This is a genomic window from Streptomyces ochraceiscleroticus, from assembly GCF_000720485.1.
In the GTDB taxonomy this organism is placed as follows: domain Bacteria; phylum Actinomycetota; class Actinomycetes; order Streptomycetales; family Streptomycetaceae; genus Streptomyces; species Streptomyces ochraceiscleroticus.
On the sequence record NZ_JOAX01000017.1, the window covers coordinates 108,265 to 129,108 of the forward strand.

At 73.8% G+C, this 20,844-nt stretch carries 18 protein-coding genes; 12 read left to right on the forward strand and 6 right to left on the reverse strand.

Going from position 1 to position 20,844, the window contains the following annotated elements; all coding sequences use genetic code 11:
- Positions 1-165: 165 nt before the first annotated feature.
- The 4 genes from lanKC to IG84_RS0121650 all read left to right on the forward strand — a co-directional run bounded on the left by lanKC (position 166) and on the right by IG84_RS0121650 (position 6,694).
- Positions 166-2,826 carry a class III lanthionine synthetase LanKC gene (gene lanKC, locus IG84_RS0121635; protein WP_051862152.1) on the forward strand — a complete coding sequence of 887 codons (2,661 nt, stop codon included), beginning with the start codon at positions 166-168 and terminating at the stop codon, positions 2,824-2,826.
- A complete protein-coding gene (locus tag IG84_RS40760; protein ID WP_107053937.1) occupies positions 2,823-2,939 on the forward strand; it encodes a SapB/AmfS family lanthipeptide in 117 nt (38 codons plus the stop codon). Before lanKC ends, IG84_RS40760 begins: the two co-directional genes overlap by 4 nt.
- Positions 2,940-3,009: 70 nt before the next feature.
- Positions 3,010-4,761: an ABC transporter ATP-binding protein gene (locus IG84_RS0121645; RefSeq protein WP_078649161.1), complete on the forward strand. Its 1,752-nt coding sequence runs from the start codon at positions 3,010-3,012 to the stop codon at positions 4,759-4,761.
- Positions 4,762-4,777: 16 nt separating this feature from the next.
- On the forward strand, positions 4,778-6,694 hold the full coding sequence (locus tag IG84_RS0121650; RefSeq protein ID WP_051862180.1) for an ATP-binding cassette domain-containing protein: 1,917 nt from the start codon (positions 4,778-4,780) through the stop codon (positions 6,692-6,694).
- On the opposite strand, the gene IG84_RS0121655 is transcribed toward IG84_RS0121650, so the two are convergent.
- Complete coding sequence (locus tag IG84_RS0121655) at positions 6,624-7,229, reverse strand: response regulator transcription factor (protein WP_031059657.1); 606 nt, start codon at positions 7,227-7,229, stop codon at positions 6,624-6,626. The genes IG84_RS0121650 and IG84_RS0121655 overlap by 71 nt on opposite strands.
- 265 nt (positions 7,230-7,494) lie before the next feature.
- A complete protein-coding gene (locus tag IG84_RS0121660; protein WP_031059661.1) occupies positions 7,495-8,442 on the reverse strand; it encodes a hypothetical protein in 948 nt (315 codons plus the stop codon).
- Between the two features lie 192 nt (positions 8,443-8,634).
- Here IG84_RS0121660 and IG84_RS0121665 point away from each other — a divergent pair, with 192 nt between their 5' ends.
- Complete coding sequence (locus IG84_RS0121665) at positions 8,635-8,853, forward strand: hypothetical protein (protein WP_031059664.1); 219 nt, start codon at positions 8,635-8,637, stop codon at positions 8,851-8,853.
- A 24-nt stretch (positions 8,854-8,877) separates the two neighbouring features.
- On the opposite strand, the gene IG84_RS0121670 is transcribed toward IG84_RS0121665, so the two are convergent.
- Positions 8,878-9,627, reverse strand: coding sequence for a FadR/GntR family transcriptional regulator (locus tag IG84_RS0121670; protein WP_051862153.1), 750 nt, complete (start codon positions 9,625-9,627; stop codon positions 8,878-8,880).
- A gap of 5 nt (positions 9,628-9,632) precedes the next feature.
- The gene (locus tag IG84_RS0121675) at positions 9,633-10,952 is read right to left on the reverse strand and encodes an enolase C-terminal domain-like protein (protein ID WP_031059668.1); all 1,320 of its coding nucleotides are present in this window, start codon (positions 10,950-10,952) and stop codon (positions 9,633-9,635) included.
- 216 nt (positions 10,953-11,168) lie between these two features.
- On the opposite strand from IG84_RS0121675, the gene IG84_RS0121680 reads away from it, so the two are divergent.
- Both IG84_RS0121680 and IG84_RS0121685 read left to right on the forward strand, forming a co-directional pair.
- Positions 11,169-12,497: an MFS transporter gene (locus IG84_RS0121680; RefSeq protein ID WP_051862155.1), complete on the forward strand. Its 1,329-nt coding sequence runs from the start codon at positions 11,169-11,171 to the stop codon at positions 12,495-12,497.
- On the forward strand, positions 12,472-13,398 hold the full coding sequence (locus tag IG84_RS0121685; RefSeq protein WP_031059672.1) for a fumarylacetoacetate hydrolase family protein: 927 nt from the start codon (positions 12,472-12,474) through the stop codon (positions 13,396-13,398). Before IG84_RS0121680 ends, IG84_RS0121685 begins: the two co-directional genes overlap by 26 nt.
- A 70-nt stretch (positions 13,399-13,468) precedes the next feature.
- Here IG84_RS0121685 and IG84_RS0121690 read toward each other — a convergent pair whose 3' ends face one another.
- Entirely contained in the window at positions 13,469-14,608 is a 1,140-nt protein-coding gene (locus IG84_RS0121690; protein ID WP_031059674.1) for an MGDG synthase family glycosyltransferase, read from the reverse strand.
- Between the two features lie 68 nt (positions 14,609-14,676).
- Between IG84_RS0121690 and IG84_RS0121695 the strand changes: the two genes are divergently transcribed.
- The 4 genes from IG84_RS0121695 (at position 14,677) to IG84_RS0121710 (ending at position 18,277) form a co-directional block, all read left to right on the forward strand.
- Positions 14,677-15,432, forward strand: a complete 756-nt coding sequence (locus IG84_RS0121695; RefSeq protein WP_031059675.1) for a polysaccharide deacetylase family protein — start codon at positions 14,677-14,679, stop codon at positions 15,430-15,432.
- A 105-nt stretch (positions 15,433-15,537) separates the two neighbouring features.
- The gene (locus tag IG84_RS0121700; protein ID WP_031059680.1) at positions 15,538-16,374 is read left to right on the forward strand and encodes an SDR family NAD(P)-dependent oxidoreductase; all 837 of its coding nucleotides are present in this window, start codon (positions 15,538-15,540) and stop codon (positions 16,372-16,374) included.
- A gap of 53 nt (positions 16,375-16,427) precedes the next feature.
- Positions 16,428-17,360, forward strand: coding sequence for a DMT family transporter (locus tag IG84_RS0121705; RefSeq protein WP_051862157.1), 933 nt, complete (start codon positions 16,428-16,430; stop codon positions 17,358-17,360).
- 2 nt (positions 17,361-17,362) lie between these two features.
- Positions 17,363-18,277 carry a DMT family transporter gene (locus IG84_RS0121710; RefSeq protein ID WP_031059688.1) on the forward strand — a complete coding sequence of 305 codons (915 nt, stop codon included), beginning with the start codon at positions 17,363-17,365 and terminating at the stop codon, positions 18,275-18,277.
- Between the two features lie 60 nt (positions 18,278-18,337).
- On the opposite strand, the gene IG84_RS0121715 is transcribed toward IG84_RS0121710, so the two are convergent.
- Positions 18,338-19,516 (reverse strand): MalY/PatB family protein, encoded by a 1,179-nt coding sequence (locus tag IG84_RS0121715; protein ID WP_031059691.1) that lies wholly within the window; start codon positions 19,514-19,516, stop codon positions 18,338-18,340.
- A 465-nt stretch (positions 19,517-19,981) separates the two neighbouring features.
- On the opposite strand from IG84_RS0121715, the gene IG84_RS0121720 reads away from it, so the two are divergent.
- The gene (locus IG84_RS0121720; protein ID WP_051862158.1) at positions 19,982-20,698 is read left to right on the forward strand and encodes an ANTAR domain-containing protein; all 717 of its coding nucleotides are present in this window, start codon (positions 19,982-19,984) and stop codon (positions 20,696-20,698) included.
- The last annotated feature ends 146 nt before the right edge of the window (positions 20,699-20,844 follow it).

The following is a 20,844-nucleotide window of genomic DNA, read 5'->3' on the forward strand; positions in this document are numbered from 1 at the left end:
ACCCTGGCGATGCACGGCCTCACCAGTACAAATGTCATGGGTGATGCCTGCGTTTTTCCCGTCGATCACGTGACGGACGACGCTGTTCCCCGCCCGGCAACTCTGCGATCGTCGCAGATAGAGGCCGCAGGGAGAACCCGCGGCACAGACCGCCGGGAGGGGTCGGTGGACAAGCGCTACGAGGTCTACTGCCTGATGGACCCTCACTTCTACGACGCGCCGGCCCGCGCGCACAGCGGAGGCACCGCATTCCCGCAGACGCGACGGCCGGCCCCCGACGGCTGGCGCCGCGCCGAGCTGGACGACTGGATCGTGTTCCGTCCCGCCGGCGGCACGCTCCCCCTCCAGGGCTGGAAGATCCACGTCTCGGCGTGTCTCGACAACGCGGCGGACATCCTCACCGCTGTCTGGGAGTACTGCCTCCCGCGCCGGCTCGCCTTCAAGTTCCTGCCGGACAAAGACACGCTGCTGCTCGCCAACGCCAAGTACGCCCACCGCGGTTCGAGCGGCAAGTTCGTGACGGTGTACCCGGCGGACGAGGCGGAGCTGGAGCGGGTGCTCACCGAGCTGGGTGGGATCCTCGAGGGGCAGGCCGGGCCGTACATCCTCAGCGATCTGCGCTGGGGCGAGGGCCCGCTGTACGTCCGGTACGGCGCCTTCGCCGAGCGGTACTGCGTCTCCCCGGACGGCGAGGTCGAGCCCGCGATGGAGGACGGCGAGGGCCGGCTGGTGCCGGACGTCCGCACGCCGACCTTCCAGGTACCGGACTGGGTGGACCTGCCCGGCTTCCTCGCCCCGCACCTCGCGGCGCGCGGCAGCGGCGCCGCGCTCGCCGACCTGCCCTACCGCTTCGAGAGCGCCCTGCACTTCTCGAACGGCGGCGGTATCTACGCGGGTGAGGACCTGCGCACCGGCGACCGCGTGGTGCTCAAGGAGGCCCGCCCGCACGCGGGACTGACGCCGGACGGCCGGGACGCGGTCGCCCGTCAGGAGCGCGAGCGGGAGATGCTGGAGCGGCTGCGGGGCCTGGACTGCGTGCCCGCGCTGCACGATCACTTCGTACGGGGCGACCACCACTTCCTGGTCGAGGAGTTCATCGAAGGGACGGAGCTCAACGACGAGTTCGTCGACCGGTATCCGCTCACCCTCGCGGGAGCGGACGAGGCAGAGACGGCCGATTACACCGCCTGGGCCCTCGACCTGTACGACCGCGTGGCGCGGGCCGTCGGCGAGGTCCACGCGCGCGGTGTGGTCATCGGTGATCTCCAGCCGTCGAACGTCATCGTGCGCCCGGACGGCGGTGTGGTGCTGATCGACCTCGAAGGGGCGGCGGACGCCGCGGAGGGGAAGCGGCAGGCCCTCGGCGCCCAGGGGTTCACGGCACCGCGCGAGCTGCACGGCCCGGCCGTCGACGACTACGCCCTGGCCTGCCTGAAACTCTTCCTCTTCCTGCCGCTGACCGGCCTGCTCGCCCTGGCGCCCGGCAAGGCGGGACAGCTCGCCCGGGAGGCAGCACGCACGTTCCCCGTCCCCGACGGGTTCTTCGACGCGGCGGTGCGCACTCTCACCGGCGACGGCGGAGCGCCCCCGAAAGCAGAAGCCGAAGCGGCAGCCGACCCGCGGCTGCGTCCGGACCGCGAGGGCTGGGCACAGGCCCGCGACGAGCTGGCGGGCGCCATCCTCGCGGCGGCCACGCCACTGCGGGACGACCGGCTCTTCCCCGGCGACATCGAGCAGTTCGCCTCGCCGGGCGGCGGGCTGGGCCTGGCGTACGGCGCGGCGGGGGTCCTGTACGCGCTGGACGTGACGGGCGCCGGCCGCCACCCCGCCCACGAGGAGTGGCTGATCCGGCGCGCCCTGCGCCCGGAGCCGGGGTCCCTGCTCGGTTTCTACGACGGGCTGCACGGCGTCGCGTACGTCCTGGACCACCTCGGGCACCGGCACGAGGCGCTGAAGATCCTCGACCAGTGCGCGGGCGAGCAGTGGCTCCGGCTCGGCCTCGACCTCCGGGGCGGGCTGTCCGGCATCGGGCTGAATCTCCTCCACTTCGCGTCGGTCACCGGCGAGCCGGCCCTGCAGGACGCGGCCAGGGAAGCGGTGGACGCCGTGGCCGCCCGGCTGGGCCCGGCCGACGCGGTCCCGGAGGTGAGCGGCGGCGGACAGCCGTACGCCGGCCTGCTGCGTGGCTCGTCCGGCCCGGCGCTGCTGTTCCTCCGGTGGTACGAGCACACGGGTGACCCGGAGTTCCTCGATCTCGCCTCGACGGCCCTGCGGCAGGACCTGCGCCGGTGCCTGGTCCGCGACGACGGGGTCATGGAGGTCAACGAGGGCTGGCGGACGATGCCCTACCTCGCGGACGGCAGCGTGGGCATCGGCCTCGTCCTGGACGACTACCTGGCGCACCGGGAGAACGAGGGATTCACGGCGGCCGCCGCGATGATCCGCCGCGCCGCCGAGGGACGGTTCTACGTCGAGCCCGGGCTCTTCGACGGCCTGGCCGGGATGATCCTCCACCTCAGCCGCGCGCACCCCGCCGGGACCGCGGCCGAGCGGGACCCGGCCGTCGCCGACCAGATACGCCGGCTGGCCCGGTACGCCGTGGTCCACGAAGGCCGGCTCGCCTTCCCCGGCGAGGAGCTGCTGCGGCTCTCCATGGACCTCGGCACCGGAAGCGCCGGAGTGCTGCTGGCGCTCGGCGCCGCCCTCCACGACTCCCCCGTGCGGCTGCCCTTCCTCGCCCCGCCGCGCGACGCCCGGCACTCCGGGCCCCCAAGCCATTCCGTCCCCGTCCCCATGGAGAAGAAGTGCGGAGGTGAAATGACATGACGATCCTGGACCTGCAAGGCATGGAGACCGCTCACCACGGCGGCCGGCCGAGGAGGAGTGGCGCCAGCAAGTACTGCGGCGGCACCAGCCAGCTCAGCCTGCTGCTCTGCTGAAAGCAAGTCGGGGCGAGGACGTACGTGCAAGGCGTCCCCGCCCCTTCGTGTATCCGTACTGGGAGAGGCCATGGACCGACGCGCCGCGGACCGGCTGCTGCTGGCGGCAGCGCGGCGGGGCGGGCCCTGGGTGCCCGCCATGATGGCCACCTCACTGCTGCTGGCCGGTGTGTACACGGTGCTGCCCGCCCTCATGGGCCGCACCGTCGACGCCGTGCTCACCGGCGGGCACACCGTCACCTGGCTGGCCCTCAGCATCGCGGCGATCGTCGTCCTGATGGTGTGCGACCTGCTGGACGACCTCGTGGGCAAGCTGGCCGAGGCACGTTCCACCGCATGGCTCCGCCACACCCTCCTGCTGCATGTACTGGACCTGGGCATCCGTGCCACGCGCCGCTTCACGGCCGGTGACCTGGTCGGCCGGCTGGTGGGGAACTGCGCCCGTACCGGGCAGGTGGCCTCGACCCTGGTGTGGGCCGTGGTGGACCTGGTGCCCCCGGTGGGCGCGGTCGTCGCGCTGGCCCTCATCGACCCCTGGCTGTGCCTCACCTTCCTGGTGGGGCTGCCCGTCGTGCTGTCCCTGGTGCGTACGTTCGTCCGCGACGCCTCCGACATCAACGAGCGCTACTACGAGGCCCAGGGCCGGGTGGCCGCCCGGCTCGTCGACGCCCTGGCCGGGATCCGTACGATCGCCGCGGCCGGCACTGTGGACCGCGAGGTGCGCCGCGTCCTCGGCCCACTGCCGGAGCTGCGCCGGCACGGGGCCGGGATGTGGCAGGTCCTCGCGCGGGTCTCGGGGCGGGAGGCGCTGGTCATCCCCCTGCTGGAGGTCGCCGTCCTCGCGGTCGCCGGTCTGCAGCTCGCGCACGGCCGCATCTCGCCGGGCCAGGTCCTCGCGGCCGGCGAGTACGTCGTACTGGCCACCGGCATCAGCTCTCTGGTGTCCTCGGCGAGCCGGCTCGCGCTGGCCCGGGCGACGGCGGGCCGGGTGGCCGAGGTGCTCGCCGAACCGCCGGTGGCGTACGGCGGCGAGCGTCTTCCCGACGGGCCCGGGACGCTGGAGTTCCGGGGCGTCACCGTACGGGGACCGCGCGGCACCGTACTGGAGGATCTGCGGCTGACCGTCCCCGGCGGGTCCCTGGTCGCGGTCGTGGGCCGGTCCGGGTCCGGCAAGTCCGTACTGGCCGCGCTGGCCGGGCGGCTCACCGACCCGGACGAGGGCGAGGTGCTGCTGGACGGCGTGCCGCTGCGCCGGCTCGGCAGGTCGGTGCTGCGCGAGGCGGTGGCGTACGGCTTCGAGCGTCCGGTGCTGCTCGGCGAGACGTTCGCCGACGCGATCGCTTTTGGTCCGCGGCCGGCCGGCGCCGAGGAGGTGGCGCGGCAGGCCGCGGCGGCCCGGGCCGACACCTTCATCAGGCGGCTGCCCCAGGGGTACGGCACCCGTCCGGCCGACGCCCCGATCTCCGGCGGTGAAGCGCAGCGGGTCGGGCTGGCACGGGCGTTCGTGCAGGCCGGGCGGGTGCTGGTGCTGGACGATGTCGCCGCCAGCCTCGACACCGTGACGGAGCACCACATCAGCCAGGTCCTCACCGGTGCCCTGGCCGGGCGCACCCGGCTCGTCGTGACCCACCGGGCGTCCACCGCGGCCCGGGCCGACCGCGTCGTCTGGCTGGACGGCGGCGGCGTCCGCGGGCAGGGCACCCACGGCGAACTCTGGTCGCAGCCGGCGTACCGGGCCGCGTTCCAGCCGGATCCGGCCGGTGCGGGCCCTGGCGCGGACCCCGGCGCGGATGCTGCCGCGGCGGCCGAGGGTGCGGCGTGACGGCCGGGGGCGCGGCGTGACGGGCCCGGCCGCGGGGCTGCTGCGGTCCTCGCTGCGCCGGCGGCGCAAGGAGTTCGTACGGCTCGCGGGGTGGTCGCTGGTGCAGGCCGTACCGGCGTTCCTCTCCGGGTGGGTCATCGCCCGTGCCGTGGACGACGGCTTCCTCGCCGGGCGGGCCGGGACGGGCTTCGCCTGGCTGGGGGTGCTGGCGGTCGCGGTCGGGACCGGGGCGTGGGCGACGCGCCACGCGACGCTGGGGCTCGCTGCGGTCGTCGAACCGCTCCGGGACGAGCTGGTCACCCTGGTGACGTCCGGCACGCTGCGCCGGTCGGCCGGCTCTGACCGGCCCGCCGACACCGGCGGCGTGGCACGCCTGACCGAACAGGTGGAGATCGCCCGGGAGGCGTACGGGGCGGTCGTGATGTTTGTGCAGAGTTTCGCCGCCTCCTCGGTGGGGGCACTGCTCGGCCTGGCCACCCTGGACCCCGCCCTCCTGTTGTTCGTTCTGCCGCCCCTCCTCGCGGGGCTCGGACTCTTCGTCGGGGCGCTGCGGGCGATGGCCGCGCGCCAGCGGGACGTGATGCTGGCCGACGAGCGCGTCGCCGAGACCGCGAGCGAGGTGACCGGCGGGCTGCGGGACGTGGTGGCGTGCGGCGGGGAGGACGTCGTACGGGAGCGGGCGGGCCAGCGGATCGACGCGGCGGCGCGGGCCACCCGGGCGCTGGCGCGGATGACGGCCGTACGGACCGCGTCGCTGGCCGTCGGTGGCTGGCTGCCACTCGTCCTCGTCCTGGCCGGGGCGCCGTGGCTGGTGCAGCGGGGGGTGACGGCGGGCGCGGTGCTGGGTGCGGTGACGTATGTGTCGCAGGGGCTCCAGCCCGCGTTGCAGAGCCTGGTCCGGGGGATCGCGGACAGCGGACTGTGGCTGCTGGTCACGCTCGGCCGGATCACGGGGGCGGCCGGCGAGCCACCGACGGAGCCCACGGCCGGCGGGCCGCCGACGGAACCCGAAGCCGGTGAGCCCGAAGCCGGTGGGCCCACAGCCAGCAGCCCGCCCGGCCGCCCGCGCCACTCCGGCGTAGAGCTCCACGGCGTCACCTTCCGCTACGCGCGCTCCGCCGAGCCGGTGATCGACGCGCTCGACCTCGTGCTGCGGCCGGACGAGCATCTGGCCGTCGTGGGGCCGAGCGGGGCGGGGAAGTCGACCTTCGCCGCGCTGGTGGCCGGGGTGCTCGCGCCGCATACGGGCGGCGTCCGGCTGGGCGGTGTACCGGTCGGGTGCCTCAACGACGGCCCGGCCCGGCACCGGGTGCTGATCCCGCAGGAGGCGTATGTGTTCGCGGGGTCGCTGTGGGAGAACCTCACCTATCTGGCGCCCGGCGTCCCGGCGGCGGTGGTGGACGCGGCGGTGGACGAGGTCGGCGCCCGGCCGCTCGTGGAGCGGCTGGGCGGCTACGACGCGGCCGTGGACCAGCAGGAGCTGTCGGCCGGGGAACGCCAGCTCGTCTCTCTGGTCCGCTCCTACCTCCCGCCGGCGGAACTGTTCCTGCTGGACGAGGCGACCTGCCATCTCGACCCGGCCGCCGAGGCGCGCGCGGAGGAGGCGTTCGCCCGCCGCCCGGGCACGCTGATCGTGTGCGCGCACCGGATCAGCTCGGCGCTGCGGGCCGACCGGATCATGGTGCTGGACGGCGCGCGGGCCGCCCTCGGGACCCATACGGAGCTGATGGCGGGCTCCGCCCTCTACCGGGACCTCGTCGGCCACTGGGAGGACGGGGCGGGTACCGGGAAGCCGGATCACACAACCCGGAAGCCGGATCACACAGCCGGGAAACCGGGTTCCACAGCCGGGAAGCCGGGTCTCACAGCCAGCCCGACTCCCGGGCGATCCGGATCGCGTCGATCCGGTTCCGTGCTCCGATCTTCCGAGTGATCGCCGAGAGGTGGTTGCGGATCGTGCCCACGGACAGCGACAGCCGGTCGGCGATCTCCCGTCCGGGGGCGCCGTCGGCGGCGAGCCGCAGGACTTCCCGCTCCCGCGGCGTCAGCGGGTCCGCCGCCGCGTCGAGCACCAGCAGTGCCAGTCCGGGGTCGATGTAGCGCTGTCCCCCGACGACCTTGCGGATGCCCTCGACGAGCCGGTCACAGGGCGCGTCCTTCCCGATGAGTCCTGGCGGCCGCAGGGCCAGTACGCTGCGGAGCCGCTCCAGCGCCGGCGACCCAGCCACCAGCAGCGTCCGGCATTCGGGGAGCCGCTCGCACAGCTCGCCCGCCGTGGCGAGCGCCTCGTCCTGGCGGGCGTCGACGTCGATGACGACCACATCGGGGCGGTAGGAGAGCGCCCGCGCGAGGACCTGGCCGTCTCCCCCGCCCTGCGCGACGACCTCCATGTCCGATTCGCGGGTCAGGAGAGCGGCGAGCGCTCCGCGCAGAAGCCCGTTTTCCTCGACGAGAAGAACACGGATCACTGTCGCTCCCTAATTTCGGCCCTGTTCCGCGGCCCCCAGAAGAATTATGTCCAGCTCTGCCCGTAGATGCCCGGCCAGCGCGCCACCCGCAGCGCCACCCGTAGATTTATTCGCGGAATTCTTCGGCAGGACGGAACCTCTCGGCGGGTCCGGCCGTTGTACTGAGTGAGGCCCCGCATCATCCCCCGTGTGCGGGGCCTCACCAATGCCCTCGGACGCCCTGCCGGGGAGCCGGACCGACCCAGGCTCCCACGCCTCGCCGCTGCTATGCCTCGTCCTGGACCAGCCGTTCCAGCATGGTCTGGAAGTCCTCGTCGACGACCACCCGCAGCCCGTCCCCGTCCGGCTCGCTCAGCCGGGTCATCGTGCCCCGGCGCCACCAGAAGACGTTCGGTGTGATCGCGCCGGCCGAGTCCTCGTGTCCGGCGGCGGCGAACTGCGCCATGGCCTGCAGCGCCGGTACGACCTGGGCGTCGTGGATGCGGTGGAAGGCGAGCTGGTGCCGGAAGGGCAGCGCCACCAGCGCCCCGTCGGGCGTCAGCGGCGCGCCGGTCAGCCGCTCGACCAGTTCGTCGAGGACCAGGACCCGGCTGGCGGTGAAGAAGGAGTCGCCGAGTACGACCTCGAAGGCCGAGCCGTCGCCGCGGCGGACCGTCTCGTGCCCCTCGACCGGCAGTGCCCGGAGGTTGTTCAGCGCCCGGATGCGCAGCTCGGCGACGTCCCCGATGTCCAGCAGCGAGTCCTCGCCGAGTATCTGCACGGCTTCGGGCAGGTCGAGCGCCAGGACCTCGCGCAGGCCGGGGGCGAGCGGGCGCGCGTACCGGAAGGAGTCGGAGGCGGGGAGGGAGTCCTCGGCGACGACGCGGGGGTAGAGCCGGGCCCGGATCTCGTCCTCGGGCATCGTCTCCATCGGCTGGGGGCCGTCCATCGTACGGAGGACCTTGCCGACGTGGTCCCTGACGAGCGCGGGCCAGGCGCGCTCGCCGCGGCGGTCGCGGTGGCAGACGGCGGCGAGGTTGCCGAGGCCGAACTGCCGGCCCGCCGAGTCGGCGACCATGCCGGCGTACACCGTGACCTCCAGGCCCTGCTCGGCGAAGGCCGCCCGCACCTGGCCGCGGAAGATGCCGCCCTCGCGGTCGGAGAAGAATCCGAACTCCTCATCGCGCGGGGTGTCGCGCGGATCCCGCTTCGGACCGCGGCGGAACAGGCCCATCTCTCGCTCTTCCTCCCGGCGACAGCCACGAATGCGCCGATCGTAGCCGTTGGCGGGGACAGCGACGACCGTGCGTGCCCGCCGCCCGGAGCACGTTCCGGAGTACGTCCCGGTGCGCGCCCGAGGGTATCGGTACCGGCGGATTCGGGGCTTCGGGATGCGCGGCGGGCGGCGGGGAGACAGCCTGGGGGTATGACCACACATCCGCCGGTGATCGTGTATCCGCCCACCGCCGGTGGGCGGCGGGTGACCATTCACGGCCAGATCGTCGGCCTCGCCCACGGCCGCGGGGACGTCGCCGAGTTCCTGCGCCGGGCCGGGCTGTCCGACGCCGAGGAGATCCCGCTGGCCGATCCCGCGCTCATCGAGTGGCGGGGCGGCGATCTGGACTACTGGCCGCGGGACGCGTGAGGACGCCGCCCCGGGCCGTAGCCCTCAGTGCTCCGTCCGCTCCCTGAGCGGATCGAGGCGTTCGCGTACCCACAGCTCCACGTCACCCACATGGCGGCCGGCCGCCGTGAAGGCCGCCAGGCTGTCGCGGGCGCGCAGTGCGGCGTAGATGTCCATGTGCTGCTGGTGGGTCCAGGAGAGCACGTCGGACTTGACCAGGGCACGCCAGATGCGGGCCCTGGCGGTCCGCTGGGTGACGGAGGAGACCAGGGACGACAGCGTCCGGTTGCCGGCCGCGGCGACGATGTCCGCGTGGAAGGCGAGGTCCTCGCGGACCAGCTCCTCGGGATCCTGCAGGGTCCGCATCCGTTCGATGCGCTCCAGCAGGCCGTCCAGCGCGGCGTCGTCGATGCGGGTGGCCGCGAGCGCGGTGGCGCCGGGTTCCAGCACCTTGCGGCACTCCAGCATCTCCTCGAGGCCGGTGTCCTGGGCCAGGTCCAGGAAGCTGCCGATGGCGCTGAGCAGCCGGTCCGGGCGCAGGTCGGTGACGAAGGTGCCGTCGCCGCGCCGTACGTCCAGTACCCCGGCCATGGCCAGCGCGCGGACCGCCTCGCGGAGCGAGGGGCGGGACAGCTCCAGTTCGGCGGCGAGCACCGCCTCCGGAGGGAGGCGGTGGCCGGGCGCGAACTCGCCGCTCTCGATGCGCTTGCGCAGCCGGCCGATCGCCTCGTCGACGACGCTGCCGCCGGCGCCGTTCCCGTCGCCGCGGCCCGGCCGTTCTCTCTTGGTGGGCATGGACGTCAGGATGCCACCCGGCCGCGGCCGCTCCAGACCGGGCCGTCCGGGTAGCGGTACTCCGCCAGCGTCGCGCGCCGGATCTGTGCGCTGTAGCCGGGGGCTTCGGGGACCAGGTAGCGCGAGCCGCGGATGCGGACCGGGTCGTGGAAGTGCTCGTGGAGGTGGTCGACGTACTCGATGACGCGGTTCTCCATGGAGCCGCTGACCGCGATGTAGTCGAAGAGCGAGAGGTGTTGTACGAGTTCGCACAGGCCGACGCCGCCGGCGTGCGGGCACACCGGTACGCCGTGCGCGGCGGCCAGCAGCAGCGCGGCGACCGCCTCGTTGACGCCGCCGAGCCGGCAGGCGTCGATCTGGCAGATGCCGATCGCGTCGGCCTGCAGGAACTGCTTGAACATCACGGCGTTGTGGGCGTGTTCGCCGGTGGCGACGTGGGTGGGGCCGATCTGCCGGGCGATGGCGGCGTGGCCGAGGACGTCGTCGGGGCTGGTGGGCTCCTCGAACCACCAGATGTCGAACTCCGCCAGCGCCTTGGCCCAGGCGACGGCCTCGTCAACGCCAAGAGTCTGGTTGGCGTCGATCATCAGGCGGCGATCCGGGCCGATGATGGAGCGGGCGATGCGGCAGCGCCGGATGTCGTCCGAAAGGTCCGCGCCGACCTTGAGCTTGACGGAGTCCCAGCCCGCGTCGACGGCCTCCTGGCAGAGCCGCGCGAGCTTGTCGTCGTCGTAGCCGAGCCAGCCGGCGCTCGTGGTGTAGGCGGGGTAGCCGTGTTCGCGTACGTACGCCTCGCGCTCGGCCCGGCCGGCCGCGCGCTCCTGAAGCATCGTCAGCGCGTCCTCGGGGGTGAGCGCGTCCTTGAGGTAACGCCAGTCGACCAGGTCGACGATCTGCTGGGGCGTCATGTCGGCGAGCAGCTTCCAGACCGGCTTGCCGGCCTGCTTGGCGGCCAGGTCCCAGGCGGCGTTGACGACGGCGGCGGTGCCGAGGTGAATGGCGCCCTTGTCCGGGCCCAGCCAGCGCAGTTGGCTGTCGCCGAGCAGATGGCGGGAGAAGGCGCCGAGGTCGCCGGTGATCTCCTCGACGGTCATGCCGAGCGCGCGCTCGCCAATGGCGCGGGCCGCCTGGACGGCGAGGTCGTTGCCGCGGCCGATGGTGAAGGTGAAGCCGTGGCCCTCGGGGGCGTCCGGCGCGTCGGTCTTGAGGACGACGTATGCCGCGGAGTAGTCGGGGGCCTCGTTCATGGCGTCCGAGCCGTCGAGGTTCTGCGAGGTGGGGAAGCGGATGTCGATCGTCTCGACATCGACGATACGGGCGGTCATCGGCGCTCACTCCTGTACGGGTGCGTCGGGTGAGAGGGCTGCGGCGCAGCGGGACTGCGGCACAGCGGGGACTGTGGCGCAGCGCGACCAAGATGTCAGATGTCTGTGTCGACGGCCAGATGTTTCGCCGAGAAAAATTGCCGGTGCACGGAGTATTGCTCGGCAGGCGCACGGCTCGTACGGTCCAGCGGTCAGATGTCTCCCTCAGGAGGTCGGATGAACACGGACACCGTGCGCCGCAAAGTGGCCAGACGCCTGCTACCACCTCTCTTCCTGATGTTCGTCCTGAGCTTCCTGGACCGGACGAACGTCGCGCTCGTCAAAACACACCTCGCCACCGACGCCGGGATCGACGCGGCCGCGTACGGCTTCGGCGCCGGCGTCTTCTTCGTCGGATACGCACTGCTCGGCGTGCCCTCCAACCTGGTGCTGCACCGCTGGGGCGCCCGCCGCTGGCTCGCCGCGCTGATGTTCGTCTGGGGCCTGCTGTCCTGCGCCATGGCGCTGACCGCCAGCCCCACCGGCTTCTACGTGCTGCGCTTCCTGCTCGGCGCCGCCGAGGCCGGCTTCTTCCCCGGCGTGATCCTCTACATCACCTACTGGTTCCCCGCGTCCGACCGCGGGAAGGCCACCGGCATGTTCCAGTCCGCGGTGGCCATTTCGAGCATCATCGGCAACCCGGTCGGCGGCTGGCTCATCGGGCTGCACGGCCTGGCCGGGCTGGACGGCTGGCAGTGGATGTTCCTGCTGGAGGGCGCGCCGACCGTCCTCCTGGCGCTCGCCGTGCCGTGGCTGCTCACCGACCGCCCCGAGGACGCGCGCTGGCTGACCGCCGAGGAGAAGGCGCTGCTGGCCGCGCGCATCGAGGCGGACCGTCCGGCGGAGGACGCGCGTCCGCCGCGCCGCATCCGCGAGATCGTCGGCGACAGCCGTGTACTGCGCCTGATGTTCGTGTACTTCGCAATCCAGATCGGCGTGTACGGGGTGACGTTCTGGCTGCCCGCGCTGGTCGGCCGGATCGGCGGCCTGGACGATGTCGGCATCGGCTTCGTCTCGGCGCTCCCCTGGGTCTTCGCGCTGCTCGGCGTGCTGATCCTGCCGTGGCTCTCGGACCGCAGCGGAAACCGGCGCGGCCCGCTCCGCCTCGCCCTGGTCCTCACCGCGGCCGGCCTGGTCGGCGGGGCGCTGCTGCCGCCGGTCCCCGCGGTCGCCGCACTGTGCGTCGCCGCGTTCGGCTTCCTGGGCGCCCAGCCGGTCTTCTGGACCGTGCCGCCGACGATCCTCAGCGGCGTTCAGATGGCCGGCACGATCGCGCTGATCTCCGGCTTCGGCAACCTCGGCGGCTTCCTCGGCCCGTACGTCATGGGCGTCGTCGAGACGTCCACCGGCTCCGGCGCCACCGGCCTGTACGCCGTCGCACTGATCGTCATCGCCGGCGCCGCGGTCGTCACCGGCTTCCGCTGGGCCGGTCTCCGCACCCCCGCCGCTCACCCGCACCCCGACAAGGAGGACATCACCGATGACCCGCATCGTGCGCTTCGCTGACACCACGGGCGCGGTCCGCACCGGACTCGCGGACGACGCCGGCGCGATCCGCGCCTTCCCCGGCGCGCCGCGCCTCGCCGACCTGCTGCACCGCACCGCCGATGAGCTGCGGGCGCTCACCGAGGAGACCGCCGCCCGGGAGCCGGACGCCGCCGAGTCCGACGTCCTGCTGCTGCCGCCGGCCGACGGGCTGACGGAGGTGTGGGCGGCCGGCGTGACGTACGAGCGCTCGCGCGAGGCGCGGATCGCCGAGAGCACCGAGCAGTCGGTGTACGAGCGGATCTACGACGCCGAGCGGCCCGAGCTGTTCTTCAAGTCCGTGCCCTGGCGCGTGGTGACCGACGGCGAGCCGATCGCCGTACGGGACGACTCGCCCCTCAACGTCCCCGAGCCGGAGCTGGCGCTCGTCCTGAACCGGCACGCCGAGACCGTCGGTTACCTCGTCGCCGACGACGTCAGCTCCCGCTCCATCGAGGGCGAGAACCCGCTGTACCTGCCGCAGGCCAAGATCTACGCCGGCAGTACGGCACTCTCGGCGGGCATCGTGCCGGCGTGGGAGATCGGCGACCCGTCGGCCCTGAAGATCACCATGACCGTGCACCGGGGCGGCGCGCCCGCCTACGAGGCCACCACCTCCACCGCCGCCTTCCACCGCACCCCGCAGGACCTCGTACGCCATCTCTTCCACGGCCAGCCGTTCCCGGACGGCGCGGTGCTCTCGACCGGTACGGGCATCGTGCCGGAGCTGGACTTCACGCTGGCGGACGGCGATGTGGTGGAGATCGTCATCGACGGCGTGGGCCGGCTGGCCAACCCGGTCCGCACCGGCCGGACAGCGCTGGACTGGCTGGCCGAGTCGCTCGGCGACCCGTGGATCCGGCGGGCGCACCGGAGCGGCTGAGTCCGCCGGTACGGCACGTATCCGTGTCAGGCCGGTGGCGCGGTGGCCGCCGGTACCGGGCGTGCCCGGGTCAGACCGGAGGCGCGGTGGCCGCCGGCCGTACCGCAGCGGTGATGATCTCGGCGGCATCGGCCCGGAAGAGGGCTCGCCCGGCGGCGATCCGGGCCTCCCTGGCCGGGCCGTCGCGGGTCAGCCCGTCGAGTACGCGCAGCAGATCCGCCGGGTCGCGGGCGTGGCCCGACAGCCCGGCGGCGGCCATCCGGCGGGCCCCCGCCGCGCCGTGCCCGGGGATCGGCCGGTAGCTCACCACGGGCAGCCCGGCCGCCAGCGCCTGGGCCGCCGTCTGCCCCGCCGCGTTCTCCACCAGCGCGCCCGCCGCGGCCATCAGGGCCGGTACGTCCGCCACCCAGCCGAGCGCCACGGTCCCGGGCACCCGGCCGATCCGCCGCCGCAGCGACCGGCTGCGGCCGCACATCACCACCGGCAGGTACCCGCCGTCGCGGAGCAGCGCCGCCGTGCGCGCCAGGTGCGAGGCCACGCCCCAGGCCCCGGCGGAGAGCAGGACGGGGGTGCGGCCGGGGGCGCCGGCGGCGAAGCGGCGGGCGAAGACGGCGGTACGGGAGGGGGGCGGCGCGGTGCGGAACGCGGCGGGTACCACCGGCCCGACCGCCTGCGCGCCCCGGCCGCCGAGCCGGCCGATCTCCTCCGCGGTCTCCCGGGTCGGGCACAGGTGCAGGTCGTTGCCGGGGTGCAGCCACTGGCGGTGCACGGCGAAGTCGGTGAGCACGACGGCACTCGGGCAGCTCAGCGCACCGGCTTCCCGCAGCCGGCCGCTGACCTGCGCGGCGAGGTGGAAGGTGGCGATCACCGCGTCGGGCGGCGCGCCGGCCAGGCGGCGCCGCAGCTCCTTGGCGGCGGGGGCGACGACCGGCGAGGTGTCGTTGGGGCCCGGCTGCGGGCGCCCGGTCCCTGACGGTGGCCGGGGGGCGAAGTAGGCGCGGTAGATCGCGTCGTAGAGCGCGGGCGCGTGCCGGACGGTGGTGGCGTAGAAGCCGCGCAGGGCGGCGCCGGTGCCGGCCGGCAGCAGGTCGAGGACGTCCAGGGTCGCGACCTGGTGGCCGCGGCCGGTCAGCCGGTGCGCGAGTTCCCCTGCCACCGCGTGGTGCCCGGCCCCCATGCCGGCGCTGAGGATGACGAATCGTCCGCCCATGTGTCCACCGCCCCGGTCCGGGTGCCTTTCCCAAGCATTTCGTGGCGTACGCGACCATACTGGACGTCATGCGCATCGACCGTCCTCCGCCTGGGCTCGCCGCGTGGCAGGCGGCGGGCGCGGCCACGACAGCGGCGGCCGCGCTGCACATCGGACCCGCCGGGACCTGGCTGCCGCCCGTGCGGCGCGCCCTCTTCCCCGGGCTCGACGGCCAGGGCCACCCGGGGCACATCGCCCTGACCTTCGACGACGGCCCGGACCGCGCGAGCACGCCGCGCTTCCTCGACGCGCTGGACGGTCTGGGCGTCCGGGCGACCTTCTTCCTGCTGGGCGCGGCGCTGGCCGAGGCGCCCGAGGTGGGGCGGGACATCGTGACCCGCGGGCACGAGGTGGGGCTGCACGGCTGGGACCACCGCAGGCCCTGGTGGCCCGCGCCGGTACGCGAACTGCGCGACCTGCGCCGGGCGGTCCGGGCGGCCGCCGACATCTGCGGGGTGCGGCCCCGGTGGTACCGGCCGCCCTACGGCATCCTCACAGGCGGCCGGTGGGCCGCGGCGCACCGCCTCGGGCTGCGCACCGTGCTGTGGTCCGCGTGGGGGCGGGACTGGGTGGCGGGGGCCGACGCGGCCGCGGTCGTGCGCACCGTGGAGCGCCGGCTGGAGGGCGGCGCGACCGTCCTGCTGCACGACAGCGACCGCACGTCGGCGCCCGGTTCCTGGCACGCCACGCTCCAGGCGCTGCCCGTACTGGTGCAGCACTGCCGCCGGCAGGGCCTCATCGTGGGCCCGCTGCGTGACCACGGTACGGACGACACGGGGTGGTGACGCCCGAGGTGGCAATTGCCCGGATCATCACGAAAGTCGTGTCATGCTGGTCCGGATCTGGTATCAGGACATAGAGGGTGAGCCCCAGCCCGGAGGAGGTCTCCTGTGGAAGCCGCGGGACCACTGCCGCACAGTCCTGTACTCCCGGAGGACCGGCCCGGGCGCCACGGCCCCGCGCCGCGGGCCCACCGGACCGGCGCACCGGTGGCGCTGATCACCGGCGCCTCGTCGGGCATCGGCGCGGCCGTCGCCACCCGGTTCGCCGCCGAGGGCGGCTGGCAGCTCCTGCTGAACGGCCGTGACCAGGAGCGCCTGGACCGGATCGCCGACCACTGCGGTGCCACGGCACTCCCCTGCGACCTGAGCGACCCGGCGGGCTGCGGACAGCTCGTCGAGCGCGCCCTCGACGTGGCGGGCGGCGTGGACGTGCTGGTCGCCGGGGCCGGCATCGGCTGGGCGGGCCCCTTCATGGCCATGCCGCCGGCCGCCATCGACGAGGTCCTGGCGGTGGACCTGGCCGCCGTGATGCACCTGACGCGCCGGGTGCTCCCCGACATAGTGCGCCGCGACCGCGGACACCTCCTCTTCGTGGGGTCGATCGCGGGCGCCGTGGGCGTGCGCGAGGAGGCCGTGTACTCGGCGGCCAAGGCGGCCGTCGCGGCCTTCGCCGAGAGCCTGCGGTACGAACTGGCGGGCAGCCGGGTGCGGGTCTCGGTGGTGGTGCCCGGCGCGGTCAACACCCCCTTCTTCACCCGCAGAGGAGCGCCCTACCAGCGCTCCCGGCCGCGGCCGATCGCCCCGGCGCGGGTCGCCGACGCCGTCTGGGACGCGGTGGCGCACGAGCGGAGCGAGGTCTTCGTCCCCGGCTGGCTGCAGCTCCCCGCCCGCTTCAAGGGCCTCGCCCCGGCCCTGTTCCGGCGGCTGGCCACGCGCTTCGCCTGAGTGCGGGGCCGCCCGATCCGTCCTCCCGGGGAGGATGACCGAGGAAGGACGTCGTGCTGAGCTACTTCCTGGCCGTGCTCGCCGCCTGCGCCAACGCGGCCGCCTCGGTGCTGCAGCGGCGCGCCAGCCGCGATCTGCCGGGCGAGGACAGCCTGCGGCCGCAGTTGATCCTCCATCTGCTGCGCCGCCCGGTGTGGTTCGCCGGCTTCCTCTGCGTGATCCTGGGCTTCGTCCTGCAGGCGGCCGCGCTGGCGACCGGCAGCCTGTCGGTCGTCCAGCCCATCCTCGTCGTCGAACTGCCGGCGACGCTGCTGCTGGCGTCGTGGGTCTTCCACACCCGGCTGCACCGCCGCGAGTGGCTGTCCGCCGTGGGCATGACCGGCGGGCTCGCCGCCCTGCTGTACTTCCTCTCGCCCGCCCCCGGGAACGGCGAGGAGGCGGGCTGGGAGGCGTGGACGGTGGGCGTCGGCGTGAACCTCTCCTTCGTCGTCGCCACCGTGGAGTGGGGCCGCCGCCAGCCGCCGGCGCTCCCGGGCGGCGCCAGCCGCAGGGCGGCCGCCTTCGGCGTGGCGGCCGGCTGCCAGTTCGGGCTGACGGCCGCCTTCATGAAGGGCGCGATGAGCCGTGAGGAAGAGGGCTTCTCCGCGGTCTTCGCGGCCTGGCAGCTCTACGCGATGGTCGCGGCCGGCATCCTCGCGATGTTCCTCCTCCAGTCCGCGCTGCACGCCGGCAATCTGCTCGCGGCCCAGCCCGGGCTGACCCTCTCCGACCCGCTGGTGGCCATCCTGTGGGGCTCCCTCGCCTTCGCGGAGCACGTGCGCGGCGGCTGGTACGTCGTGCCGGCCGTGGCGGGCGGCGCGCTGATCGCCGTCTCCGCGCTGGTACTGGCCCGCTCCCCGCTGCTCAAGGGCGAAGCGGCGCTGCGTGACGCGGCCCGGGTGCCCTCGGCCGAGCAGCAGCGCGCCGGCCGCCCCCCGGTGCGGTGACCATGATCTACCTCTACGGTGTCCTCGCCGCCTGCCTGTTGGGGCTGGGCTTCGTCCTGCAGCAGCACGCGGCACGGGAAGCGCCGCTGAAGGACATGCTCAGCTTCCGGCTGCTGCTGGACCTGATGAAGGTACCGCTGTGGCTCGCGGGGATCGGCTGCATGGTCGTCGGGCAGATCTTCAGCGTGCTCGCGCTGAGCCACGGCGACCTGTCCCGGGTCGAGCCGCTGCTGGCCACGAACCTGCTCTTCGCCATGGTGCTCGCGCGGTGGCTGAGCGGGGAGCGGCTGGGCTGGTCGGGCTGGGCCGGCGTGCTCCTGCTCAGCGGTGGCGTGGCGGCCTTCATCGTCGCCGGGAGCCCGCACAGCGGGCCGGCGCACACCGGCACGCTGCGGCACTGGCTCGTCTTCGGCGGCGTCCTCGCGATCGCACTGCTCCTGGTGCTGACAGCCCGTCATGTGCGGCTGGTGGAGGAGCCGCCGCTGCTGGCCGCCGCCGCGGGTGTGCTGTACGGCCTGCAGGACGCGCTGACCCGGGTGTCCAGCTCGCTCGCGGAGGACCACGGCCTCGGGAGGATGCTGCTGAGCTGGGAGCCCTACCTGATCGTGGTGCTGGCCGTGACGGGGCTGCTGCTGGTGCAGAGCGCCTTCGAGGCCGGGCCGCTGCGGATGTCCCTGCCGGCGCTGACCGCGGCCGAACCGCTGGCCGGCATCGCCTGTGGCATCGGCTTCCTCGGCGACCGCATCCGCGTCACCCCCGGCGCGCTGACCGGGGAACTCCTCGGCCTGGCCGCGGTGGTGACCGGCGTCTTCCTGCTCGGCCGCCACCCGGCCATGCCCACCGGCAGTCACAAGGATCCGGCCGAGTCCACCGGCAGCCACCGGGACCCGGACGAGTCCACGCCGGAGAGCGACTAGTCGGACGGCTCCGCGGGCCGGTCCGCTGCGGTGGCGCCCCAGTCGCACAGCACCCGCAGTTCAGCCCAGGGCCGCCGCCATTCCGTGTACCGCTTCGGTGAGCACTTCCGGCGACGTGGCGAGGTTGAGCCGGGCGTGGCCCGCGCCGCCGGTGCCGAAGTCCGTACCGGGGCTGAGGGCGACCCGGCCGCGCTCCAGGAAGGCCGCGGCCGGGTCGTCGCCCAGGCCGAGGCCGCGGCAGTCCAGCCAGGCGAGGTAGGTGCCCCGGGCAGGCGCGTACCGCACCGTCGGCAGCCGCTCGGCCAGCAGGTCACCCAGCAACGTACGGTTCTCGTCCAGCCCGGCGAGCAGCGCGTCCAGCCAGTCGCCGCCGTCCCGCAGGGCCGCGGTGTGGGCCAGCACGCCCACGTGGCTGGGACCGTGGCCGACCTCTTCCGGGAGGCGCGCGAGGTCGTCGGCGGCCGCCGGGCCCGCGAGCGCGAGGGCGGCCTTGAGCCCGGCGAGGTTCCATCCCTTGGACGCGGACATCAGGGACAGCCCGCTCTCCGCACCCGGCACGCTCAGATACGGCACGAAGGTGACCCCCGTGGCCACCACCGGGGCATGGATCTCGTCCGCCACGACCCGGACGCCGTACCGGGCGGCCAGCGCGGCGACCGCGGCGAGTTCGTCGGCGGTGTGCACCGTTCCGGTCGGATTGTGCGGGCTGCACAACAGGTACGCGGCCCGCCGCCCGCCCGCGACGGCGTTGCGGAAGGCGTTCTCCAGCGTGTCGACATCGATCCGGTGGCCGGGGCCGAGCGGCGCCTCCACGATCTTCCGGTCCGCGTTGCCGAGGAACTGGTAGAACGGCGGATAGACGGGGCAGTTGACGACCACCACGTCGCCCGGCCCCGTGGTCAGCTTCAGCATCTCCACGACGCCGAGCATCACGTCGGGCACGATCGCCGTGCGCTCCACGGCGAGCCCGTCCCACCCCCACCGCTCGCGCGCGAACTCCGCCAGCGCCTCGGCGTACGCCGTTCCCGCCGGGTAGCCGGTGTCGCCGCGCGCGAGCGCGTCCGTGACCGCCCGTACGACCGGTTCGGCCAGTGGTACGTCCATCTCCGCCACCCACAGGGGCAGCACGTCGTCCGGGTACGTGCGCCATTTCATGCTGGTCCGCCGCCGCAGCTCTCCGAGGGTGAGACAGCGCAGCGGGTTCGCTTCGACGGATGCTTCGCGCGGGATGCTGTCCATGCGCCTCAAGATAGGCTTCCTGCCCCGATTTCCCCATGGGGCGTCGGACCCGGTTCGCCGGCCCGGGCGCACGCCCTGCGCAGCTTCCGGATGACGGTTCAAGAGGGCCGGGGCTGTCCGAGCCATCTTTGAATGCGCATCCAGGAGTCGGATTCGGCGGGTGCAGCGGATCGTGTGGCATGTCCCCTTGGCATTACGGCTGGCCCGGTGCGGGGCGTGCCCGCACGCGTGTGCCCTGGCGGGAGGTCCGGGTCCGGGCGCCGGATGGCTCGGACCGCGCGGTACGTGTCCGAGTCATAGTCCTCGCGTGCGGCCGGTGCGGGACCCTGTGAGAGTGCTGTTACCGGGTGGATGCGCACGGTGTGCGGCATTGCCCGAGGAGGCGTCGCGGCCGACCGCGCGTTCACACCCCCTGCCTGCCGGACGACCGTCCTCCTCCCTCTCTTCACGCCCGTAAGGATGATCATGGGTCGCGAGCAGTTCCTGGCCGACGTCTTCGTGGACTTGGCCGACGCCTCCTCCTACGGGAAGGCGTTCGAAACGACCGGCTACTTGCAGAGGTTCGCCACCCGGTGCGTACAGCTGCTGGACGTCTCCGCCGCGGCGGTGCTGTTCGCGCCGCCGGGCGAGGGGCTGCAGCCGGTCGCCGCGAGCGAGCCGGACCCGGCCTTCGCCGACCTGCTGGCCATCGCGGCGCTGGAGGGACCCGCGCGGGAGGGCTACCGCACCACCTCCCCGGTCGTCTCGGTGGACCTGCTGACCACAGCATCGCGCTGGCCCGCGTTCACCGAGCAGGCCCTCGCCGCCGGGTACCGCTTCGCCAGCGCGGTCCCGCTGACCCACCGCCGACAGGCCGACGGCTGCCTGCTGTTGCTGCGTACGGGCTCCGCTCCGGTGCCCGAGCCGGATGTGCGGCTGGGGCAGGCACTGGCCCACGTGGTGGCCGTCAGCCTGTGCTACCGGGAGGCCCTGATCACCTACCGCAGGGTCAACGACCAGCTCCGGACCGCGCTGCAGACCCGTATCGCCATCGAGCAGGCCAAGGGCTTCCTGGCCCACCGCATGGGGGTCAGCGTCGATGAGGCTTTCGAGGTGATGCGCGGCCACGCCCGCCGCCGCGGCCGGCGCCTGCGGGAGGTGGCCCGGGAGGTCGTCGAGCAGGCGCTGATCCCCGACACCTGAGCGGTTGCCGGGGCGTTCCCCGGCGGGCCGGATTCCCCCCTCCCACGTACGGCCCAATGGCGCGGCTGCTTTCCGCCGGTGCCGTATACCAGCCGTGTACCCATGGGAGCGGAAAGGGAGTGGCGTCGTGACGACGCAGACGGAGC

Coding starts and splice junctions, on each gene's coding strand:
- IG84_RS40760 (WP_107053937.1), top strand. CDS start 2,823: ATGACGATCCTGGACCTGCAAGGCATGGAGACCGCTCACCACGGCGGC.
- IG84_RS0121645 (WP_078649161.1), top strand. CDS start 3,010: ATGGACCGACGCGCCGCGGACCGGCTGCTGCTGGCGGCAGCGCGGCGG.
- IG84_RS0121660 (WP_031059661.1), bottom strand. CDS start 8,442: ATGGGCCTGTTCCGCCGCGGTCCGAAGCGGGATCCGCGCGACACCCCG.
- IG84_RS0121665 (WP_031059664.1), top strand. CDS start 8,635: ATGACCACACATCCGCCGGTGATCGTGTATCCGCCCACCGCCGGTGGG.
- IG84_RS0121670 (WP_051862153.1), bottom strand. CDS start 9,627: ATGCCCACCAAGAGAGAACGGCCGGGCCGCGGCGACGGGAACGGCGCC.
- IG84_RS0121675 (WP_031059668.1), bottom strand. CDS start 10,952: ATGACCGCCCGTATCGTCGATGTCGAGACGATCGACATCCGCTTCCCC.
- IG84_RS0121680 (WP_051862155.1), top strand. CDS start 11,169: ATGAACACGGACACCGTGCGCCGCAAAGTGGCCAGACGCCTGCTACCA.
- IG84_RS0121685 (WP_031059672.1), top strand. CDS start 12,472: ATGACCCGCATCGTGCGCTTCGCTGACACCACGGGCGCGGTCCGCACC.
- IG84_RS0121690 (WP_031059674.1), bottom strand. CDS start 14,608: ATGGGCGGACGATTCGTCATCCTCAGCGCCGGCATGGGGGCCGGGCAC.
- IG84_RS0121695 (WP_031059675.1), top strand. CDS start 14,677: ATGCGCATCGACCGTCCTCCGCCTGGGCTCGCCGCGTGGCAGGCGGCG.
- IG84_RS0121710 (WP_031059688.1), top strand. CDS start 17,363: ATGATCTACCTCTACGGTGTCCTCGCCGCCTGCCTGTTGGGGCTGGGC.
- IG84_RS0121715 (WP_031059691.1), bottom strand. CDS start 19,516: ATGGACAGCATCCCGCGCGAAGCATCCGTCGAAGCGAACCCGCTGCGC.
- IG84_RS0121720 (WP_051862158.1), top strand. CDS start 19,982: ATGGGTCGCGAGCAGTTCCTGGCCGACGTCTTCGTGGACTTGGCCGAC.